Here is a 20,813-nt window from a genome sequence, read left to right on the forward strand (position 1 = left end):
CGCACTTGCGGGAAGCATGAAAGAGTGATCCAAATAAACCCGTAACGCATTGAATACAAAAGATTTACATTGACATTGGTCTTGCCAAAAGCTAACCTGTATTCAACTTAATAGGGCGCGTGCCGTCGCCATCCTCACCCCACATTCTTCGGCACGCGCCTGTTGCTTTTGGCGGATACCAATCCCTCCCCTACTTCCAACGCCTCGTCGATCATTCTTTTCTCTGCGCTGGTCAGACGGCGCACCATACCTTTCTTCAGTTCGCCCAGCTCCAGCGGACCAATCGATGTTCGCAATAACCGTAAGACATGCATGCCCAGACCATCCAGCAAACGACGAATGTGGCGATTCCTGCCTTCGTCGAGATGAATCTCCAGCCAGCTGTTCTTGCTCCCGGCGCGCAGGATGCCCACCGACTTCACGCTCAGGCGCTCACCTCCTGCGCTGACGCCCCGCCGGATCCGGGTGAGCAATTCGTTTCCCGCAACACAATCGACTTGCACGTGATAGCACTTCTGCAGGTGGCTATCTGGATCGGTGATCTGCGCTGCCCACTTCGAGTCATTCGTGAACAGCAAGAGGCCTTCGCTGGCCTTGTCGAGCCGTCCCACCGGGCCCACCCAATCCGGAGACGCTGTATCGATTGATTTGAGCAGGTCGTAAACTGTCGCGCGCCCTTCCTCATCGGACGCGGTCGTGACCAGGCCGCGAGGCTTGTTCATCATCAAGTAGATTCTTGCCCGTTTTTCGACCGGCGCGCCGTCCACCGCGATGTGATCGTGCTCGACCCGCGATGGCGTCTCGGGATCGCGGACGAGGCGTCCGTTCAGCGTCACACGCCCCGACTTGATCAAAGCGGCGGCTTGCGAACGCGAGCAATAACCCATCTTCGATAGAGCGCGCGCCAGACCTGTCCTCGGCTTCTGCACGCACCTATGCTAAATGGGGACGATGCGAATCAGTTCGGTTGGAACCACGACTGGAAACGCCTGCGAAGAACGCGCGGATATTGCGGAGCGGATGTGGCGATCCTATTCGTAGCCTTGGTGGCCGGTAGCGTGGGTGTCGTGGCGGAATTTTCGCGCGGCCGCTCGTGATTCTTCCAACGTATAGCGCCGGGTAACCCGGTCGGTTGCGTCCACTTCTGTGACTTCTCCGCCCTGCCCAGCCCGTTCGAGCGCGGCAGACGCCTGCTCGAGAGTGGGATAACTGTCTCCCTCGACGGCTTGGCCGTTCTTGTGAATCTGAAAGAAAGTCAGGCTGTGAGGCTTGCTTCGGATATCCAGCATAAGGTCCCCATTTCCTGGCGAGAAACTACCGTTGGGAGAAGAAGATTTCCATGGTACGAGTCGTCGCATTTTTCACAACGCGCACCGCCGCCTGGCCGAAATTCTCATCTCGCGTCATCTTTGCTGCGAGCAGGCGCCGGTCCATGTGAGTCTTCACGCAAGGCTTGCCTGTGCTGAGTTTGCATTGCTCTCTGGGCAAAGCCAGGCATACTGGGCATCGAACCGTCATGACTTGTTTGGGAGTAAGAGTATTCGGCGCTACCATCGTGACATCCAATCTCGCCCGCCAGGACGCCAAAGTCGCGCTGGCGTGGCACCGAGCGCCACTTCAGGCGTGACGATCAATACCGGTTGCGGCCATCGGAGAAAGGCATCGAAGCCGGTCGCGAGGAAGGGATATGCGACTCAGCAGAATGCTGATTCATCGCTTTTGCCGCTTGCGTGCGCCGGTTGCCATTCGCGGTGTCATAATCCAGCGTGCTCACGCTGTGCTCGCAGGAAACGCACTTGAACGTGATGCCGCCATTCATCGGTTCGGTTGTGTAATGTCTCACAAGCTTAGTGTAGTCCCTAACTCCAGCGATGCTTCGGGGCATTGGGTGTGCGACTTTCGGGTAAAAAATGGCACACTTATGCTGAAGGTTATTGCGGGTAACCAACCTTAGCGAAGAGTCTATTTCTGATCGGCTTGCGCTTCGATCTTCTCGATGACCAGGGCGCTCGACCCGCCGCGGGCAAACACTTTTCCGCTCGCCGTGACTTTCTGTCCGGCAAACGGCAACAGTTTGTCATTCTGTCCGCTGGATGGCGTTGCATCGGAAATGGGCCAATAGATCGTGCCGCCATCTCCCAGGATCACCAGAGGAGAACCCGCCTTTGCACACGCGGTGGCACACTCGCCGCTGATTGGCTTCTTTAAGTCCTTGGTGAAGGCACACGCCGAATCCAGAACGTAGCCTTTGACAGTGATCGATTTGCCGCCTTCACTCCCCAGTGCCAGAACACCGCTTGCCAAAACTATGGCAAGCGCGAGCTTCCCTGCCTTCTTGAAATTCATAGCCACCGTCCTCCTTTAGGGCTGCGACACAAACTACCGGGCGCAATTGGCCCGGACAATACTTCAAAAGCGTTACGTAGCACCGGGTAAGCCGGTTTCATAGCTCCTTAGTTATTCCGACGGGCACGTGGAAGGTCCCTGTGCTTCAATCAACCGCACGTCGATCAAGTCGACATCGAGTGGCACATCGCTTTCGATCCGCAGGACTGACGGGGTGCGGCTCAAGTCCTGACCATCGGCATGATGTGGTTTCGTAAAACATGACAGAGGCACTGCGATCTTCTGCAGCGATCCTGAGGGACGGTCGGACAGATTCTTCGTAATGTCGAGCAACGCAGAGCCAAGGCCCATTTTAACCGCGCCTTTGCGTTCCGAGGGTGGAACCGTAATGTTGAGCGTCAGAGTCACCGCCAGCATCATCGCGCCATTCGCCTCGCGACTGATATCGGTTGGCGTCTTCGCCGCAACCTCAAACCATGCTCTCGACTTGCCGTTCCAGACCAGGTGGAGACTCTTGTCGCCGGCGGGACTGAGCGTCAGCGAGGCATTGCCATAGAGAGTCGTGGTCGTGCCGACGTAGTCCATGTGCGGCGCATTGTGGTCGCCGATGCTCATGCTGTAGCCGTTCCACGATTCGCCTTTGGTGATATAAACATTTCGTTCGCCGAAGCGCGTGGTAATTGCGACCTCATCCAGGATTGGAGTTTTCGCCGGCCGCGAGTAGCTCAGGCCAAAGCCATAAGCAAATTGTGGATCGTACTGGGCATCACCGACATTGAGCGGCGTCTGATCCGGGCGCTTCGGCCATGAAAAGGCGAGTCGTCCCTGGAAATCGTAGCGTGCTTGCCCCTTGGCATCGGCAAGCAGCACATCGGCGACGCCTTCACCTTCGGACCCGGGCAGCCAGGCCGCGACCACGGCGTCGGAGGCGTTAATTTGGGGATTGATATAAAGAGGCCGCCCCGACAACAGCACAGACACCACGGGAATTCCTAGTGACTTCAGCTTCTTAATTAACTCCAGACTTTCAACGTTGTCGTGATGCAAAGCAACATCGGTCTGGTCCCCCTGGAACTCGGCATAAGGCGTCTCGCCGAAAACCACGATGGCGACATCCGGCCTTTGCGTGAAACTACCATCCGCACTGAGAACGGCTTCACCGCCGCCAACATGCGCAGCATCGGCGATGCCTTTGTAGATTGACGTCGCGCCGGGGAAATCGCCGGGACCGTTGTCGTTGCCCTGCCATGACAACGTCCACCCCCCGGATTGCATGGCGACGCTGTCGGCGCCATCACCGATTACTAAAATGCGTGCTCCAGCGTCGATGGGCAACACCGGCTTTCTATTTTCCGGACCATTGTTCTTCAGCAACACCAGGGACTTGCGTACTGCCTCGCGCGCAATGGCCCGATGCTCGGGCGATCCGACGCCCTTGAACATATTGGGCCGGTCTTTCGGCGCTGGTTCATCAAATACGCCAGCCCGCAACTTGACGCGCAAGATGCGCCGCACTGCATCATCGAGACGGCTCATCGGGATCACGCCCGCCTTAACGTCACGCACCAGGTTGGCGTGCATCAGTTTGAAATCCTGCGGCTGGTTAAAGATGTCGAGCCCCGCATTGAATGTGATCGCGCAATCTGAATTCGTACAGCCGGGTATCTGACCTTGGGCCAGCCAATCGCCCATGATCATACCGTCGAATCCCATGTGATCTTTCAATACGTCGGTCAGCAGCCCCTTACTGGCGTGCATCTTGACGCCGTGCCAGCTGTTGTAAGACGCCATGATGGATTGCACGCCGGCATCAATTGCAGTCTTGTAACCGGCGCCGTGCAGGCGCGCCAGGTCAGCCTCCGTCGCTAGACTGTCGCCCTGATCACGGCCACCATCGGTCGAGCCGTCTCCAAGAAAGTGTTTGGCGGTTGCAATGACGTGGTCCTGATTGAGGAAAGCCTTGTCCGTGCCTTCAAGCCCCTCGACTACGGCGCGGGCGTAATCGGCAACAATCTTGGGATCTTCGCTGTAGCTTTCGTAGGAGCGTCCCCAGCGGTCATCGCGCGCGACTGCGATCGTTGGCGAGAAAGTCCAGTCCATGCCGGTTGCACGCACTTCGGCAGCCGTAACCGCGCCGATCCGTCGCAGCAAGTCCGGATCATTCGCCGCGCCCAAACCAATATTGTGCGGAAACACTGTCGCCCCGAAGACGTTGTTGTGACCATGAACGGCATCGGACGCCCAGATCAGAGGGATCACAACGGTGTGCGCCTTGGGATCAACCGATGCCTCGTAATAGGGCTCTATAAGGTTCACCCAATCCGCGACCGAGGCGTGTTTATTGCCCCCCGGCACGGAGCCGCCCCCATTCTCGATCGAGCCAATGTGATACTTGCGGACATCGTCCGGTGTGATGGACTTAAACTCCGGTTGGATGACCTGTCCCACTTTTTCCTCAATGCTCATGCGGGAGAGCAGGTCAGCAATACGATCCTCCATGGCGCGATCTTGCTTGACGCTGGAATGACCGACAGGCCAGAGGTTGGGATGAACCTGCTGCGATGCGGCGCCGGCATTCTGCGCTGCGGCCGTCATACAAGAGGACATGATGATCAGGAAACCGAAAGATGCGCGTAGCGAATTCCTGCTGTACGAAGTTGGCAAGGATAGCGACATGGGATGATTGTAGGGGAAGTTGCGTGTTCCCCTGCCGCAATCCGATTGTTTCCTGGAGGTGCAGACTAGGAAGCGACCGCCAACCGTACGTTCAACTCACGGCGTGCCCGTTCAAGACGCAACGTCACGGCGGTAGAACTGATACCGAGAATGGCAGCGGCCTCATCAACCGAGAACCCTCGCAGGTCGCAGAGTAGAAGCGCCTTGCGAAATACGGAAGGCATTTCAAAAGCATGCATCACGATGTTCTCGAGTGCATCCTTGTCACTGTAGATTCGCGTTACTTGATCGATGCCATTCATCGGTAGATCCTTTTTGTTTCTGAGGTGGAATAGAGGGCCGCTATCGTCAGCACAATTGCTGCTGCTGAGGACCGGGCCTCTACTAGGAAGATCGAAAAAGGAAGGGCAAAAGCGACATCTTCCGAGGAGGTAAAACTCTGATTACAACTGGCGGGCCGTGGCTCGGCGGGAACGGGAAGTGATCGAGACCTATTTCAGATAACGCTGTTTGATGATGTCCACGTGCCGCAGTTCGTGGCCGGCGATGTGATAGGCAAGGGCGCGCACGCTCACGCGATTTCCGTCAGCGACGCCCGTCCTCATGAGTGCCGCGTCATCGAGGCTGTTAAACAGGGCGATAGTCGATTGCCGCACGCTCACAAATTCGGAGAGGAGATCAGTCATGTCGCGGTCATTCGCGCCTGAATACCGCGCAAAGAGGTCTTGGTCAAATCCAGGAAGCTCGATAGCATCGTTACGGGCAAAGCGCAGAGCCCGGTAAGCGTAAATGCGTTCATCGTCGACAACATGTCCGACGATTTCTTTGATCGTCCATTTCCCTTCGGCATAGCGATGCATCAGGCGAGCTTTTGGAATCGATGCGAGAAACACCGTCGTGGATTTCAGGTTGTCCTGCAGATGCCGCAGGACAAGTCCGTCGCCGGGCAGGAGATCGATGTAGATGTCAGCGTATGCCGGATACTCCGTCTTCTTCGGCTTTTCGATGACGCGCAGCGACCGCGGGCCTTCCGGCTCAACGGTATTCGGTTCTCGCGACGGTGGAGCTTCCATTCTCATCCTCCCTGCAACTCGGCGCTTCGGTCGACGGATGGAATTCAATCCTAAATTCGTGCTCCTCCGCAGGCAAATGATTTGCCGGCAGGATACAGCGGAGTCCGTTGCTCATCACCGGACAAAGATCCAGGCGCCCGGCAACCATCTGCACCAATTCCTCAATCTGTTGATCGAGACTCATAGACATACGTTGAGCATCCTTCCGTTGGGAGATAGACGCTACCTCTAGTCGCTTTCACACGCCAACCCCTTGCGGGGCCGGCGGTCGACGTTTTACAAACCCTTATAAGCGACCGTCACGGTCTTCGACGCCCCAGGTGGAACCCTAAGGCCGTACCCCATGGCCACCGATCCATCGGTGTCTACCAGCGGACCGTCGGCGCTCTGGATGTTGCAGGGTGACGGCCCACCCGGACCCGCTTGGACAAATCCCGTCAGCAATCCGGCCTGCGGTGTCCCAACATTCTGCAATACCAATCCGAACGGATTGTTGAAGCTGATCGAATTCCAGGCGAACGCGCTTCCAAGAGTCGCATCCAGATTGTTGGCAAAAAGGCCATCCGCATCCACGTCCGCGTAACGGAGCAGCAATGCTGTTTTCGTTACTTTCGCGTTGTTCTTCAGCGCCATCACGATCTTGACCGACGGCGACCCGCCGGCGATCTGGGAAATGGTTTGGGTTAACGTCCATGCGCCGTCCGCGGTCGTACGCGCGATCTTGAGCATCTTCGCGCTTTGGCTGATCACGACCGGAGAATTCCAATTACCGGTATCCCCAAACTCCGCGTAGTCGTCATATTCAACGTTGGCATCGAAGTCACAGATGCCGTACCCCTCACCGTTGATACCGTCGGGCCCAACGTTGATGTGTTCCTGGCCTTCAGGAGTTTCCAGTTGCGTGATGTTGCCATTCGCGGTCACGCAATATTTCAAAAAGCTGAGGTTTGTGCCCGAGGTAAAGGTGAAGGAACATGCGCCGGTGGCCGTCGGACTATGAAACCTGGATTGTGAGGCGCTCTTTTGCGCCAATCCGGCCGCTGCCTGCTGTCGGGGGCTGACTGCTGAATGGACTCGTTTTACGCCCGGAAATTGAGCGAAGCTGAACGAACAGAGAATGGGAACAATGATGGCGATGATGAGTTTCTTCATAGAATCTCCTGGAAATTAGTCGTTGCGGAAGAAGTGACGAGAACGCCCCCTTCCTGAACCCAAATCTGGCGCGAACATCCCTCCCAGGCGTCCGCGCCAGTGCGGTGGGCCAAGCGGGGTACTATTTGAGATATCGAAACCCGGAGACAAAAGACGACAAAATAAAACCGGCCCCTTATGGGCCGGAATATTCTTGCCAGCAGAGGCCATTCATTGTTTCGTCGCCAACTGTTCTGGTGTCGCCTGATCTTCTTCAGCAGTCGATGCGAGGATGAGGTCGGCGGCGTTCCGGGACTCGGCGATCCACTCCCAGACCCGGCGTCCCTTGCCGTTGGAAAACGCCCTTACCTCTCCGGACGCGACCAGACGATTGAATACGGTCGTCACCGACGCAAGCGGAGTCTTGTGATGTTCGATCAGACCCGGGAATCGGCGTTGCATTTCCCGTAATCCTTGACGCGCTTCCAGAGGCGTCGTTGACTCCATCAAAACCGCGCGACAGCCCCGCGTGAGTCCGGGCTGCTTGCGGGCCGGGATGCGTCCCAACAAATGCAGCACCTCTGGAGTCAGTACTTCGTCACCAAAGACTTTCTCGAGATAGACGAGAGTCTGTTTCACGGTCCCGATGCGTTTCATGAGTTCAGACCGCTGGCGTAGAAGCTGAATTAATTCGTGCTGCGCTGAATGGACCACTTCCTCAATATGTCCATTCAACGCAGCCGGGTTAGCCACAGTACGTACGGAGCTCATTCACTCTTCTCCTGACTGATCTAACTAAGTACCGAGCAACGTTGTTACGGTTGGCTTCCTTCCGCCGCCTCGCGAGAATCGGTCGAGCGACGCTTCGCCATGACGACCTGCTCCTTGACGTGCGTAAGCTGCTGGCCGGTATCGCTGCCGTCCCATACCTCGGACAGAATGTGCATTCCATCCGCGGTCGCGAACTTCAGCTTTGACTCATTGAAAGTAGCGCGCGATTCGATTCCTGCCGTGAGAGCCTGGGCGACAGCGCGTCCACGCGCATCGCGCAGCACCATTACATTTTGTTCGGGCTGGGTGAATGTGTACTGACCAGCCGGAAACGTCTGCGAGCCGAATTGGAATTCAAACGGAACATTCACTTTCAGGTTGTGAGTCGTCTGCGCCGGGGCTGCTACCGCCAGTCCCATCACAGCGAGAGTGAGTGATGCCAAAGTACGAGTAACAAGATGTTTCATACTTCCTCCTAATTGTGGTAAACACCGGTAACCGATCTCCGGATTCCAGGAGCTTGGCCGCGCATTACGAGCTGGGGGAGTTCTGCACGGGCACCCAAGCCCCTGGGATCGAGATATCCAACACTGGCGTTCAGAGTCTTCTTGTGCCGCCGGAACGCTCAGCCGCCGACCTCGCCTTCCAGTTCGACGCGAGCGGCTAAGCGTTTGATCTCTACTTGGGATATCGGAACGGCGAGGGAAAAGACGACACCCGGCAGCACGTTTTTTGTGCAATTCGACGTCAGTCTGTTCTAAGAGATCGATCAGGCACGCGATGCAGCCCTGAGTAAGGGCGCATCGTCGGATTGCTGAAGAGCAAACCTACCAGGGTGTGAAAAAACCGGCCTCAGACGAGGCCGGTTGTGCTTATCCACGGGACCGCCGTCGATGTGCGCGGCGGCCAGTTTTAAATTCGCTGATCCCCGGGAAGGAACTTACTTGGTCTTGGCGCCACCCTCGCTAGCTCCCGCCAGGCTCGCGTTCGATATCTTCGGTAACGGAATCAGCATCGGCACTTGTTTGCGATAGCTTCGGTAGGACTCGCCGTGTTCCGTCATCAGGTCTCGCTCCTCCAGAAATATTCCCAGCAGGATGTATCCCGTGCAGGCGGCCGCAAAAAACAGATGTCCAACGCTCATCCGGGGAGCAGACCAGAACGCAATGATAAATCCGAGGTAGAGCGGGTGACGCACGATCCGGTACAGGATGGGCGTGCGAAATTTTGCGCCGCCATACTGCTTGCCGCGGAAGTGTCCCCACACCTGCTGCAGTCCAAATAGTTCAAAATGGTTGATCAGGAATGTGCTGGTGAAAAGGAGCACCCATCCCAGCCAGAACGCGATCGTCAGCAAGGCGGCGGCGACGCCGTGCAGTTCCCAGACTAATTGCGGAATAGAACGCCACTGCCAGAGCAGCAACATCAACAACAGCGTGGCGGCCAGCACATACGTGGGACGCTCCAGGTGTTTGGGAATGATTCTTGTCCACGCTCGCTTAAAACCTTGTCGGGCCATGATGCTGTGTTGAGCCGCGAACAGGGTTAGAAGAACGGCGTTGATGGCAAGTGCCGCCAGCAGCGGCGATTCCGGGCCGCTGTCAATTGTTTTTGGAACTGCGATATTGCCGATAAACAATATGGCGTAGATAAACGAGAACAAAAATAGTCCATACGCGATCGACCCATATAACAGTGAAAATGCACGTCTCATAGTTCGATTCTCCTGACGGAAGGATCTGACGTGGACAGCTGCGCAGGTTCCCTGCCTAGCGCGGCCGTCCGCGTGAAGATTCCTTCCGGAAACACTTCTCGGGTTGGACATGAACAGTCCGAAGAAGTGATCTCTACTTGTGGAATCGGAAACGGAGGGCAAAAGACGACAGCCCCAAGAAAAAAACTTGAAGGCAGGCACCGGCTAACAAATGTCATGTGTGGGAGTCTGCGAGATCGCGAGCACTACGTGTGTCGGGATGATCTGGGCCGAGAGTACTTTCCAGATGTTCGAATGCCGAGCGAAAGGCGGACCGAGCTTCCTCGATTTTGCCCTGCGACTGCAGCGCATGGCCCAAGGTCAGGTAGGCGCGGCCGGCTATACAGGAGAACGTTCCCTGTTCGGTAATGGGTCGCAGAAGTTCCAAGGCCTTGGCCGAATCAGATGCGGCCTGCTGGGGCCGTTGCAGATCGAGTTGAATCGACGAGCGGCGGACGAACAGAGTGGGCAATAGCGTCGCTCCCTGTCCGCCCGACTTGATCGCGGCTTCATCAATCGTTACGGCATGATCCGCCAACTGCAATGCGGAAGAAAAATCCCCCATCGTCTGCGCCAGAAGAGCCTGATCGGAGGCGATGGCTGCGAGCGCGATGTGCTCGGGAGGCAGAAGGCGACGATATTTCTGTTCCACCTGTGCAAAGGCTGCAGTCGCGCGCTTGAAATCCCGCCGATCCCGGTAAATGCGCCCCTGCTGCAGAACCAACTTGTCGATCAGCACTGCGTCGCGGGCCTGACGAGCTTTGGCGTAGGCGCGGTCCGCGTAATCAGCCGCTTCAGGAAGGCGTCGCAAATCGCGAAGAACGAGAGAATAGTTGTACAACAAGGTTGGTGGAACGGCGTCTTCGGTCTGATTGGTTCTGCCAACGTCGATCGCGTGCCGGTAGGCCTTTTCCGCCTCCAGGGGCCGTCCCGCATAAAACAGGACGACGCCCCAGTCATTGAACAACTTCGCCGCCTTTTGCGTTTCGTCGTACCCGAGATTCATCATCAGGACCGAAGCTCGTTCAAACGTGGCGTTCGATTCTCGAAACTGGCCGGTACCTCCGTACGCGCCCGCAAGCTGGATCATGGCAGTGAGTTCTTCGACGGGAGAATGGGCAGGCGACTCCTTCACAATCCGCACCGCCGACTGAGCTCGCTCCACGGCTTGCTCTGAGCGGCCCCTACCGTAGGCGATCTCGCTTCCGTAGGCCAGGCAATACACGCGGTCGGAGCCAAACTGCAGTTCCTCTGGCAGCTCGCGGAAGCCTTCCTGAAAGAGCGCTTCAGCGCGTTCCAAATCACCGACGCTGACCATCTGGCCAGCTAACGCGCACGAGGCTTTCGCTCGCACGGACTTTTCTGTCAGCCCGCGGGAAAGTTGATAGGCCTCTTGAAGCACGCGCAGACCCTTGGTGTTCTCGGCTTCACTCGAGTATTGATCGCCGATCGAAATCAACAACTCAACATGATTCGCGGCATTTTCGTAGTGTTCGCGCTCGACGATATGCTCCTCGCGTTCGATCAGCTCATTGGGCGTGAGGGCCTTTCCCTGCGGCGCGACGTCAGTCAGCAGGATATCGTTCAGATCGTTGAGTCGCTCCGCGCGGGAGAGTTGGTGAAGTGCGAAATCACGCTGCACGCGCGCCGTCCTCGCTTGGATCCATGTACCAACCAATCCCCCCGCCGTCGCCACAACCGCGACGCTCGCGAGTACGACCGCTGTCCGGTGCCGGCGTACGAACTTGGCAGTTCGATAGGCTAGCGAATCTGGGCGAGCGCTGATCGGTGCGTGACGGAGGTAGCGCCGCAGGTCATCTGCCAGGGCGGTCACTGACGGATAACGTTCGGCTGGATCTTTCTTCAGCGCCTTGGCGATGATGGTGTCGAGGTCTCCGCGCAGCATCCGTTGGAGCCTGTCGGGAGTCGTGGTCCGTTTCGCAGCCGTGGCAGTCGTCAGTTCAGAGTTCGTTCCCGAGATCACGGCATCGGAAGGCCGCCCCGCCTCCGTATCCACAATCGCCTTCACGATGTCTGCCGGCGTTTTCGAATCCGAGCCAGAGGGATGCTGCCCGGTTAGCAATCCATAGAGCAACACACCCAAGGCATAGACGTCTGTGGCTGTCGTGATGGGGCCGCCGCGCAGCTGTTCCGGAGCCGCGCATTCGGGCGTCAACGCGCGCACGCCTTCCGCAGTCATGGTCTTGCTTCCCGCAAGGCTCACACCTTCCAACAACTTCGCGATGCCAAAATCGAGCAGCTTTACCTGGCCGTCATTGCGTACCAGCACGTTTGAGGGCTTGATATCGCGGTGCACAACGAGGTTGGCGTGCGCGTGAGCTACCGCTGCGAGCACATCGAGGAAGAGCCGGATTCGCGCGTCGACGGCGAGTTTATGCAGGTCGCAATAGCCATCGATGTGCTCACCCTCAATGTGCTCGAGGATCAGGTAAGGCTGTCCAGCCTGCGAGACTCCTGCATCGACCAGTTCCGCGATATTGGGATGAACGAGCAACGCCAAGATCCGGCCTTCCCGTTTGAACCGCGCTTCACCGGCCTTTCCCATGAACGCGAGGTTCAGAAACTTCACCGCCACTCGCCGCTCGAAACGGCCGTCATTCCGTTCTGCGAGCCACACGCTGCCCATGCCACCCTGACCGAGCGGGGACAACAGCGTGTAGTCACCCAGCGTTTTGCCAGCAAGCCCGGTTTCTACCGGCAGACTCGAAGCATCGCGATCGAGAAAGCCTTCGTCGCACAAGGAGCGGTACTCGTGGAAGAGGATTTCCAATTGCTCCGCAAGAGCGGAGTTCTCGGCACGAATATCCGACAGCCAAGCCAATCGTTCTTCGTCCGTTTTTTCCAGCGCCTGGTCCAGGTAAGGACTCAGCGTCTGCCATTGATCGGGAATTTCATTACCCATTGAATCCTCTGTACTGCAAGCGGCGCGTGCTGCGACATCGCGGTCTCAGCGGAACCTAGGCTAAGCAGGCGACGACGACCACTATTAAAGATCGGCCATCTGCCGGGCGTTGTGGGTGTCGGGATGATCCGGACCCAATGTGCTTTGCAGGTTTTCCAGCGCGGAACGAAAGGCGGCGCGAGCTTCGCCGGGTTTTCCCTGCGCGCGCAGAGCGAGTCCCCGCGAGTAGTAAGCATGGCCGAGAACGCTCGAGAACGTTCCGGTCTCCACGGATTTTTGCAGAATGTGCAACGCTCTGTCTGCGTCCGCGGCTGCGTCGTCGGTTTGACCTGATTCGCGTTCGATATCCGACCGGGGGACCAGCAGCAACCCCAGGTAGTCTTCTCCTCCACGCCCAGCCTTGATGGACGCTTCGGAAATTGCCTGCGCCTGATCGACGAACTGCCGAGCAGCCGGCAAATCCCCGCGTGCGCGCGCCAGGAGCGAATGCTCTGTAGCGAGCGCCGCAAACGCAAGATGGCCGGGAGGAAGCGCTTTCCGCAGTCTCGGTTCCACTTCCGACAACATGGCTTCCGCGCGTGCCAGCTTGCCCTGGTCGCGATAGATTCGAGCTCGCATCAGGAGCGACTGATTGACCACCACCTGGTTGCCCGATTGCTTTCCCTTCGCATAGGCGCGCTCCGCGTAGTCCGCTGCCTCCTCGCGGCGTCCCAGTTCCCGCAGTGCGCGAGCGTAGTTGAGCAGCAGCATGGGTGAAACGCCTTCTTGCAACTGGTCGGCGCTACTGATATCGATGGCGCGGCGAAAGAGTTTTGCGGCTTCAAGCGGCCGGCCCGCGAGTTGCAGTGCGAGGGCCCAGTTATTGAACATTGTGCCGGCAGTCTCGGTGTCATCGCGTCCGAGGGCCGTCATGAGTGCGGAAGCATTCTGGAAAGCGGAAATCGAATCGCGAAACTGACCGGCCACGCGATACGATTCTGCCAAGCTCATCTGGACACGCAAATCCGAGATCTCCGATCGCAGGGGCGATACAGAAAGCAGGTTCCGCGCCTCCTGACTGCGCGCGATGGCTTCCTGGGTAGCGCCGGCTTCGCGTGAGACCCCGCTTGCATCGAGCAGGCAATCGATGCGGTCGAGCGCGAACTGAGGATCGTTCTCTGGAAGCTCGCGTAGCCCTTCCTGGATCAGCGCTTCCGCGCGGGGCAAGTCGCTATGCGCCAGTGCCGACGCCAAAGCACATGCAGCCGACGCTCGAGCCGATGGATCCTTGAGTCCACGTGAAACCTGGTACGCCTGTTCAAGGATGCTGCCGGCTTTGCCGTCCTCGTCCTGCCCCACATACTTGTGACCGATGGAAGTGAGCAACTCCGCCCGATTGGCTGCGCCCATGCTGGACTGCCGTTCCACGATGTGCTTCGCGCGCCCCAGCAGTTCATTCACGGTAAATCTCTTGCCGGAAGGCGCCGCATCCGCAAGCAGGAAGTTATCCAGGTCGTTGATGGATTCTGAGCGCGCAAGTTGACGGAGCGCGAAGTCGCGTTGCGCGCGCGCCTTGCGCGACTCCATGAGTGTTCCCGCTACACCCGCGATAGAGGCTGCGATCGCCAACGTTGTCAGCAGCACTGCCGTTCGATGGCGTCGCACAAATTTGCGGGTGCGATACACAATCGCGTCGGGGCGCGCGCTGATCGGTTCATTTCTCAGGTAACGCCGAAGGTCGTCCGCCATCGCCGTCGCCGACGAATATCGCTCGGAGGGTTCCTTCTTGATCGCCTTCGTGATGATTGTGTCGAGATCGCCTCGCAGCAAGCGGCTGAGCTTGTGAGGATTCGTGCGCCGGCGTGAGGCATTCTGAACCGGGACCTCAGCACTTTCGTCTATGCAGGTCACGGACTCCGAAGGCCGGACCGGTTCGGTATCCACGATCGCCTTGACCAGATCTGCCGCTGTGTGTGGTCCGTTCCCCGCAGGATGATGGCCCGTCAGCAACACATAGAGTAAAACGCCCAACGCGTAGACGTCGGTAGCGGTTGTGATGGGCTCGCCGCGCAGCTGTTCAGGCGCGGCGCAAGCAGGCGTCATCGCTCGCACGCCGTCGACCGTAAGCTCGGTCCCGGCCGGTTGTCCCTCGACCTCCAGTAACTTCGCAATGCCAAAATCGAGTAGCTTCGCTTGCCCATCGTTGCTAACCAGCACATTCAGGGGCTTGAGATCGCGATGCACAATCAGGTTGGCATGCGCGTGGGAAACCGCGCTGAGGACATCAATAAACAGACGAATCCGCGCTTCCACTCCGAGCGCGTGGTGATCGCAGTAGTGATCGATGCGATCCCCTTCGATGTGTTCGAGAATGATATAAGGCTGCCCTGCGCGGGTCACACCGGCATCGATCAATTCCGCGATGTGCGGATGTGCCAGGCGAGCCAGGATGTTCCCCTCCCGTCTGAATCGCTCCTCGCCGTCCTTGCCGACCAGAGCGAGGTTCAGGAACTTCACCGCCACCTGTCGCTCGAACCTTCCGTCGTTCCTTTTCGCGAGCCAGACGCTGCCCATGCCACCCTGGCCGATTTGTGTCACCAACGTGTACACGCCAATCGACTGCCCGGCCAAGCCCGTCTTCGCCGGCAATCCAACGGAGCCCTTCTCCAGGAAACCTTCCCCCGAGAGTGCGCGATAGTCCCGGAAGACGATCTCAAGCTGGGCCGCCAGGCTGGCATTCTGGACGCGTAACGCCGAGAGCCAACTGAAACGTTGTTCCTCTGTCATGGCCAGCGCTTCGTCCAGATAAGGACTCAGCGCCAGCCATTGATCTTGATCGAGTGCGGGCATCAGATTCTCAAATAGGCAGGTCCGCACGAATGCTGCGGTGGAGATAGATGCGCGCCTTTTCCCATTGTCTCTGCACGGTCCGCTCCGACACCTTGTGCAGAGCGCCGATTTCGGCGAAAGAAAATCCGCAGAAGAACTTCAGATCCACTACCTCCGCAAGTTCAGGCTCGATCCTCGCCAGTTCATCCAGCGAATCGCTGATCGAGGAGAGTTGCCTGGCGTCGGCGAAATCGTCCGCAACATCGATTTCAAGCGATGTAATCTCGAACTCTCCACCACGTTTGGTGGCGGTGCGGCGGCGTGCATGATCGATGATCAATCCGCGCATCACTCGTGCAGCATATCCCATGAAGCGAGCCTGATCCGGAAAGGACGCGCCATCGCGTCCGGAAATGTCCAGATAGGCTTCATGCAGCAGAGTGGTAACACTCAGACTTGGCGGACCCCATTGCCGCGCCAGCTCGCGTTTCGCCATCCGATGCAACTCGGAATACAAAGTACTAAACAAAACATCTGTTGATGAATTGTCGCCTCGCTCGGCGATGTTACTGAAAGCAAAACCTGTAGACGCCACGCAGTACTCCCCCTTTACTAAGGCCCCTCTCTGCCGTAAGCCGCAGCGCGAGGCTTGGAAATGAGATGAGCCACCTCGAACATAAGGTGACTTTTTTTGGAAATCGGCCTACGCGATGGTGCAGTGGGCCAAAGCAGCGTTCGCCTCGGTTGAGGGAACATCTGTCCTAGTTGTTGGGTGGGAAAGTTCCAACGAAAGTTAGTGTAGCGGCCTGCGATTCACGATTTGTCACACATTTGTCACCCAAACGTAATTTATTGCGCAGCGAACAAAAGACAAATCGGGCTGCGTTTTCGATCGAGCCCACGTTGCAAAAGCTATCCAGCAGGAAAAAAGCCCTTCCAGCCTGTAGCAGACCGAAAGGGCAATTATTCTCAGTCCAACATTCGTCCGTCCGACGATCGCTTCAAGTACTGACTACTGGGCCTGGGGAGCGAACGTCTCACAGGAAACATTGGGGTGCCAGTTCACGAACGCTCCGTTTGGATTGTCCTTCCATGCCCAGACATGCAGCGTGTAGAACGGGGGAAGTCCGAAACGATTGGGAGCATCGAACAGATGAAAGAGTTGTCCCATCAACTCTGGCGGAGAAGTATGCTTCGGATCGGAATTCCATGTGTCGACGAGCACGAGGTAATCGGCGCCAATCAAGCGGAGTCCGCCGTTGGGCGTTGGTTCGTAGATCACAATCTGCGGACGAGTAGGATCGATCACGCCGCCTCCCACCAGACCACCGTTCACATAGTGCAAGCCCATCGCGCCCTCGGTATCACCGCTCACGCAACCGAATTGCAGGGCGTACCCTTCGTGTTCCGCCACGGTCACATCCTGAAAACGCGCGGTCGATTGCCGCACGAGCTTGATCAGGGCGCTGGCCTGACTCTTCTGTTTCGCGCTCATTTCACTTTGCTGCATCGTGTTGTGTGAGTGGACGTCTTGTGCCAGCGCGTTCGAGGACGAAACGCCGATGAAAACGAGGGCACCGATCGCGAAATGTGTCGCGAATTTCTTGACTTTCATTGTGGAAGCCTCCAGACCAACATGAATTGCACGAGGTTTCGGCAGACACGGGACGATACCCATGTCGACCGTCAATCCGACTCCCCGCTGTTTGAGATATCGGAATCAGCCACAAAAAAACGACAGGCTCATGCGGACATTCTGGAGGCTCGAGAGGCTTGACTGGAAACAGGCGGCCTTCGCTTCTTCGAGTGGTTTGACGCAACCTACGAATTGTTGCGACCACCTACTGTGGTGTTGCTTCCAGCAGCAGGTGTTTGGAGAAGCTCACGGATAGCTTCGCGACCGGACCGCGAACAATTCCGTAGTCCTTGCCGTCGACGTAGTCCACGACGTGATACGAACGATCGTTGAGGCCGCGCAGTTCCACGTTGCCTTTCCAATTGCTGGCAAAGAACGCGTAGTACATCTTGCGGTCTTTGCGGATGACGTGCGTTTCGGGCAGATCAAAACCGATATCGTAGAGCGTGCCAAGATATTGGCCGCGCGACAGGCCTTTGTCGCGATAAATATCCATCCACTTCTGAAAAGTCTTCGCGTGGTCCGGCGTGAGATCAAATCGGCCGTGCTTCTTCACTAGAGCGGGCAGCACAAACTGCGTGCCAACTACTCCTCCCACGCCCAACGTGGAAGCAAAATCGTCGTGACCATCGCTCAGCTCAACGTGATCGCCAAAGTAAGGGATGTCATCTCCCATGAGCCCTTTGAGTGTCTTGCCCTTGGAACGAACCTGGTATGAGCTTCCCGGATCGGAAGCAACCGACATATTGAAATGCGGCATGGTGAAGAAAGAGAACGAGGTACCGCAAGGACAGAACTCCACGAGTGATCCGGGCTTGGCTTTTTGTGCGGCATCGTAGATATCGCGGAAAAAGTTCGGCAAAGCCTCGACCGACTCCTCGGGGCGCTGGTGATGGTGAGCCGGGTTATAACAGGCCGGAACGCCATTCATGTGCTGGCCATCGAGTTTGAGGCCGTCAAATCCCCAATCGACCAGTATCTTGCGCACTAGTTCTTTGTGATATTCCACCACGCGAGGCTGAGCGGGGCAGAGATAATAGGAATTCCACCACGAAATTTTTCGCCTCGATCCATCTTTGTTCTTCAAGGCAAGATCAGGTTCATCCAGGAGCAACTTGGAATTCGGGACCGCGCTCAGCGGCGACCACCAAAGTTGTGCTTTGAATCCCTCCTGGTGAATGCGATTCACCATCGCCTTGATGTCGGCATCTCCGCGAGGAAACTTCTTGGGATCGAGTTGCCAGTCGCCGTAATTATTCTGCCAACCATCGTCGAGTGTCACCCACTTGAATCCCATCCTTTTGACTGTGGGGAGCGTGTCGTAAACCTGTTGCGGTTGGAAGTTACGCCCATATCCCCAGGCGCACCAGATTGCTCCGAAGCCGTCGTCTGGAGTTGATGCCATGTGGAAACCGAGTTTCGACATGTATCCGCGGTATGTAAGGAGCGTCTGGAAGTAGTCGCCCTCGTGTACGGTCACGAACGTGCGAAACGTGTGGAAGCTGTCGCCGGGTTGCAGGGATTGGTCGTGGCGATACTGCACACCCACTTGAGCCTGGCGCGCGTTGGGCATGGAAACTGGCAGGGACACCAAACGCGGCCCCGGCTCAACGTGGCCCACGCCAATCCCCACGTCTCTCCGCCACACATCGATGATCGGCGTACCGCCACCGTAGTCGCTGGCATTCATGCCGAGATAGTTCTGCTGAACGAAGCCGGTGTGGAGCGGGAGTATCCAGTTCGGACGGCGCTCAAACGAAGCGCTCTGGAACGACCAAAATGCAATCGGGGCAGCGTTGCGCTCTGCATCAATTTTGTAAGCGTTGTTGCTCCAGCCGAGAACCTGCAGCGGCGATTTCCCAGTATTGGTGTAACTGACATCAAAGACGGCAAGGCTTGGAAATTCGTCATAAATCGTGACTGCCAGAATCTTGCGAAGCGAGCCGGACGCGCCAGTCAGAGTAAGCTTCTCTCCACCACCAAAGCCGTCGGTGATGCGCTCGTGCGCCTGCGACTCCAGCGCGAAGTTGCCCCAGGAACTGTCCTTTCCCTGGACCGTCTCTGATGCCGAGAACGCGCCTAAGGGAACTTCCTTGCCCTTCAACCGCGCAACCACGCGGCTGCGCATGTTCTTTTCAAACTCGATACGGAGGCTTTGGCTTTGGATATACGGGGATTCACCAGCGACCGGCTTGGCGCCCGCAGCCGACTGATTGGGTTGTACTGTGGATCGGACGCCCATTGGCAATACTGCAAGAATGACTACAGAAATGAAGTAACGCGTATTCGTCATGATTTTGTCCGGTCCATCCGATTTTATGTCAGTCGCAACCTCAACCTGCGCAGGCTCTGGCGTAAACGCGCAGCACTTCGCGCACATGGTTACGGATCAGCATTTCAGGATTGGCCTGAAGTTGTCCGCTTCGTATCGCTTCATACTCCAAAGGCAGAAACTGGCTCACCAGGGTTGGGGGAATCGCCTGCACGGCGAGATTGCCCATGAGCCGGCCAATCTCTTCCTGAACCGAGGGCTCGTTCCAATAATATCGGCAGCGATCACTGTAGCTATAAATCAACTGCCGGCTTATCTCTTCTTCGCTGCCGCGATAATACGATCGCCAATGAATGGGGTTGCGCAACATTGCTTTTTCCAATGCTTCGCGCACTCGCGATGGCCGGCGTGAAGACCGCGTTGCCAACAACTCGTGCTCGATTGCGGTCAAAGCCAGGACCGCCTCTCGATATGCAAACGTCAACCAGGGGCCCACTTTAAGAATTGCGAAGTGGTCCTGCACCAGCTGTTCGAGACCTGTCGGAGATTGGTAATCCGTAGAATGCGCTTCGTAAACGACACCGGAGTGGGTTGATAGCGCCGCGGACAAGGATCGCGTCTTCGCACGATCGTAGGCGAACACCACATCCGAGCCGAACTCGACTCCGGGCTGCACGACCAGCCCGACTACCCTTTCCCAGGCGGAAGCCAAATTCCGTTCCGTAAACGCGCGTTGGAAAATCTCCAGAGTTCGATGGACGTCCTCAACTTTGGTTGTCTCTGGAGCATGTGCTTCAAGCAACTCGCCGCCCGGGGCGGGCACTTCGGTTCCGATCACGTAGACGACACGGGGAGAACCTGGCGGCAGTTCGCGAGTTGCCTTTTCCGCAACTTCACACAGGATAGCGGCTCGCTCCGCGACGACTTGTTCTTGTAAGCCCGCTTCTCCATCATCGGCGCAGGCCATGCTCGCATCGAGATGAATCTTGTGATATCCGCTGAGCACGCACTGGCGCACAAGTTCGCAGGCCTTCTCCATTGCAGAATTTGCGGTTTCGTTTCGCCACGGAAAAGGACCGAGATGGTCTCCGCCCAGCAAGACCCGTTCGGAAGGCAATCCAGCGCGTGCGGCGACGCCCCGGATCCACTGCGCGAACTTCTCAGGAGTCTGCCCAGTGTAGCCGCCAAATTGGTTTACCTGGCTCGAAGTCGACTCGACGTGCAAAACCGTCCCGTCCTCGATGGATTGCTGGATCGCCGCCGCGATCACTTGCGGGTGGGCGGAACAGACGGCGTATACGCCGCCTTTTTTCGACTCTCGATTGCGGCGCAATACATCCTGAAGCCGAGCGCTCGGATCGAGGCTATGCGCGTTCTGGTCCTGCTTTTCAATATTCGTGAAAGTGATCTCCCTGCTCAACCGC

17 protein-coding genes are annotated in these 20,813 nt (G+C 57.3%); all 17 read right to left on the reverse strand.

Translation table 11 applies throughout. From position 1 onward, the window contains the following. Nucleotides 1-134: 134 nt before the first annotated feature. The 17 genes from HY010_18305 to HY010_18385 all read right to left on the reverse strand — a co-directional run bounded on the left by HY010_18305 (nucleotide 135) and on the right by HY010_18385 (nucleotide 20,809). Nucleotides 135-908 (reverse strand): rRNA pseudouridine synthase, encoded by a 774-nt coding sequence (locus tag HY010_18305; GenBank protein ID MBI3477690.1) that lies wholly within the window; start codon nucleotides 906-908, stop codon nucleotides 135-137. Nucleotides 909-1,031: 123 nt separating this feature from the next. Further along, nucleotides 1,032-1,289 (reverse strand): hypothetical protein, encoded by a 258-nt coding sequence (locus HY010_18310; protein ID MBI3477691.1) that lies wholly within the window; start codon nucleotides 1,287-1,289, stop codon nucleotides 1,032-1,034. A 341-nt stretch (nucleotides 1,290-1,630) separates the two neighbouring features. Further along, complete coding sequence (locus HY010_18315; protein MBI3477692.1) at nucleotides 1,631-1,843, reverse strand: hypothetical protein; 213 nt, start codon at nucleotides 1,841-1,843, stop codon at nucleotides 1,631-1,633. A gap of 119 nt (nucleotides 1,844-1,962) precedes the next feature. Beyond that, nucleotides 1,963-2,346 (reverse strand): hypothetical protein, encoded by a 384-nt coding sequence (locus tag HY010_18320; protein MBI3477693.1) that lies wholly within the window; start codon nucleotides 2,344-2,346, stop codon nucleotides 1,963-1,965. A 111-nt stretch (nucleotides 2,347-2,457) separates the two neighbouring features. Then, nucleotides 2,458-4,953: a glycoside hydrolase family 3 C-terminal domain-containing protein gene (locus HY010_18325; protein MBI3477694.1), complete on the reverse strand. Its 2,496-nt coding sequence runs from the start codon at nucleotides 4,951-4,953 to the stop codon at nucleotides 2,458-2,460. A gap of 134 nt (nucleotides 4,954-5,087) precedes the next feature. Further along, nucleotides 5,088-5,324: a hypothetical protein gene (locus HY010_18330; GenBank protein MBI3477695.1), complete on the reverse strand. Its 237-nt coding sequence runs from the start codon at nucleotides 5,322-5,324 to the stop codon at nucleotides 5,088-5,090. Nucleotides 5,325-5,513: 189 nt separating this feature from the next. Then, nucleotides 5,514-6,038 carry a DinB family protein gene (locus HY010_18335; protein ID MBI3477696.1) on the reverse strand — a complete coding sequence of 175 codons (525 nt, stop codon included), beginning with the start codon at nucleotides 6,036-6,038 and terminating at the stop codon, nucleotides 5,514-5,516. 333 nt (nucleotides 6,039-6,371) lie between these two features. Then, the gene (locus HY010_18340) at nucleotides 6,372-7,247 is read right to left on the reverse strand and encodes a hypothetical protein (GenBank protein ID MBI3477697.1); all 876 of its coding nucleotides are present in this window, start codon (nucleotides 7,245-7,247) and stop codon (nucleotides 6,372-6,374) included. 210 nt (nucleotides 7,248-7,457) lie between these two features. Then, nucleotides 7,458-7,997: a hypothetical protein gene (locus HY010_18345; protein MBI3477698.1), complete on the reverse strand. Its 540-nt coding sequence runs from the start codon at nucleotides 7,995-7,997 to the stop codon at nucleotides 7,458-7,460. A 44-nt stretch (nucleotides 7,998-8,041) separates the two neighbouring features. Then, nucleotides 8,042-8,464 (reverse strand): hypothetical protein, encoded by a 423-nt coding sequence (locus HY010_18350; protein MBI3477699.1) that lies wholly within the window; start codon nucleotides 8,462-8,464, stop codon nucleotides 8,042-8,044. Nucleotides 8,465-8,937: 473 nt separating this feature from the next. Continuing rightward, complete coding sequence (locus HY010_18355) at nucleotides 8,938-9,711, reverse strand: isoprenylcysteine carboxylmethyltransferase family protein (protein ID MBI3477700.1); 774 nt, start codon at nucleotides 9,709-9,711, stop codon at nucleotides 8,938-8,940. A 214-nt stretch (nucleotides 9,712-9,925) separates the two neighbouring features. Continuing rightward, nucleotides 9,926-12,673: a serine/threonine protein kinase gene (locus tag HY010_18360; GenBank protein MBI3477701.1), complete on the reverse strand. Its 2,748-nt coding sequence runs from the start codon at nucleotides 12,671-12,673 to the stop codon at nucleotides 9,926-9,928. An 84-nt stretch (nucleotides 12,674-12,757) separates the two neighbouring features. After that, nucleotides 12,758-15,502 (reverse strand): protein kinase, encoded by a 2,745-nt coding sequence (locus HY010_18365; GenBank protein ID MBI3477702.1) that lies wholly within the window; start codon nucleotides 15,500-15,502, stop codon nucleotides 12,758-12,760. Between the two features lie 7 nt (nucleotides 15,503-15,509). Continuing rightward, on the reverse strand, nucleotides 15,510-16,076 hold the full coding sequence (locus tag HY010_18370; GenBank protein MBI3477703.1) for a sigma-70 family RNA polymerase sigma factor: 567 nt from the start codon (nucleotides 16,074-16,076) through the stop codon (nucleotides 15,510-15,512). A gap of 417 nt (nucleotides 16,077-16,493) precedes the next feature. Beyond that, nucleotides 16,494-17,096, reverse strand: coding sequence for a hypothetical protein (locus HY010_18375; GenBank protein MBI3477704.1), 603 nt, complete (start codon nucleotides 17,094-17,096; stop codon nucleotides 16,494-16,496). A 226-nt stretch (nucleotides 17,097-17,322) separates the two neighbouring features. Further along, nucleotides 17,323-19,410, reverse strand: coding sequence for an alpha-galactosidase (locus HY010_18380; protein MBI3477705.1), 2,088 nt, complete (start codon nucleotides 19,408-19,410; stop codon nucleotides 17,323-17,325). A gap of 40 nt (nucleotides 19,411-19,450) precedes the next feature. Then, nucleotides 19,451-20,809, reverse strand: a complete 1,359-nt coding sequence (locus tag HY010_18385) for a class II D-tagatose-bisphosphate aldolase, non-catalytic subunit (protein MBI3477706.1) — start codon at nucleotides 20,807-20,809, stop codon at nucleotides 19,451-19,453. Nucleotides 20,810-20,813 lie beyond the last annotated feature (4 nt).

The organism is Acidobacteriota bacterium (assembly GCA_016196065.1).
Lineage (GTDB): Bacteria > Acidobacteriota > Terriglobia > Terriglobales > Acidobacteriaceae > Acidiflorens.

What these genes read in the sequence shown, in the direction of transcription:
- HY010_18375 (MBI3477704.1), bottom strand. Translation starts at nt 17,096, where the DNA reads ATGAAAGTCAAGAAATTCGCGACACATTTCGCGATCGGTGCCCTCGTT.
- HY010_18350 (MBI3477699.1), bottom strand. Translation starts at nt 8,464, where the DNA reads ATGAAACATCTTGTTACTCGTACTTTGGCATCACTCACTCTCGCTGTG.
- HY010_18345 (MBI3477698.1), bottom strand. Translation starts at nt 7,997, where the DNA reads ATGAGCTCCGTACGTACTGTGGCTAACCCGGCTGCGTTGAATGGACAT.
- HY010_18340 (MBI3477697.1), bottom strand. Translation starts at nt 7,247, where the DNA reads ATGAAGAAACTCATCATCGCCATCATTGTTCCCATTCTCTGTTCGTTC.
- HY010_18330 (MBI3477695.1), bottom strand. Translation starts at nt 5,324, where the DNA reads ATGAATGGCATCGATCAAGTAACGCGAATCTACAGTGACAAGGATGCA.
- HY010_18320 (MBI3477693.1), bottom strand. Translation starts at nt 2,346, where the DNA reads ATGAATTTCAAGAAGGCAGGGAAGCTCGCGCTTGCCATAGTTTTGGCA.
- HY010_18325 (MBI3477694.1), bottom strand. Translation starts at nt 4,953, where the DNA reads ATGTCCTCTTGTATGACGGCCGCAGCGCAGAATGCCGGCGCCGCATCG.
- HY010_18360 (MBI3477701.1), bottom strand. Translation starts at nt 12,673, where the DNA reads ATGGGTAATGAAATTCCCGATCAATGGCAGACGCTGAGTCCTTACCTG.
- HY010_18355 (MBI3477700.1), bottom strand. Translation starts at nt 9,711, where the DNA reads ATGAGACGTGCATTTTCACTGTTATATGGGTCGATCGCGTATGGACTA.
- HY010_18380 (MBI3477705.1), bottom strand. Translation starts at nt 19,410, where the DNA reads ATGACGAATACGCGTTACTTCATTTCTGTAGTCATTCTTGCAGTATTG.
- HY010_18365 (MBI3477702.1), bottom strand. Translation starts at nt 15,502, where the DNA reads ATGCCCGCACTCGATCAAGATCAATGGCTGGCGCTGAGTCCTTATCTG.
- HY010_18310 (MBI3477691.1), bottom strand. Translation starts at nt 1,289, where the DNA reads ATGCTGGATATCCGAAGCAAGCCTCACAGCCTGACTTTCTTTCAGATT.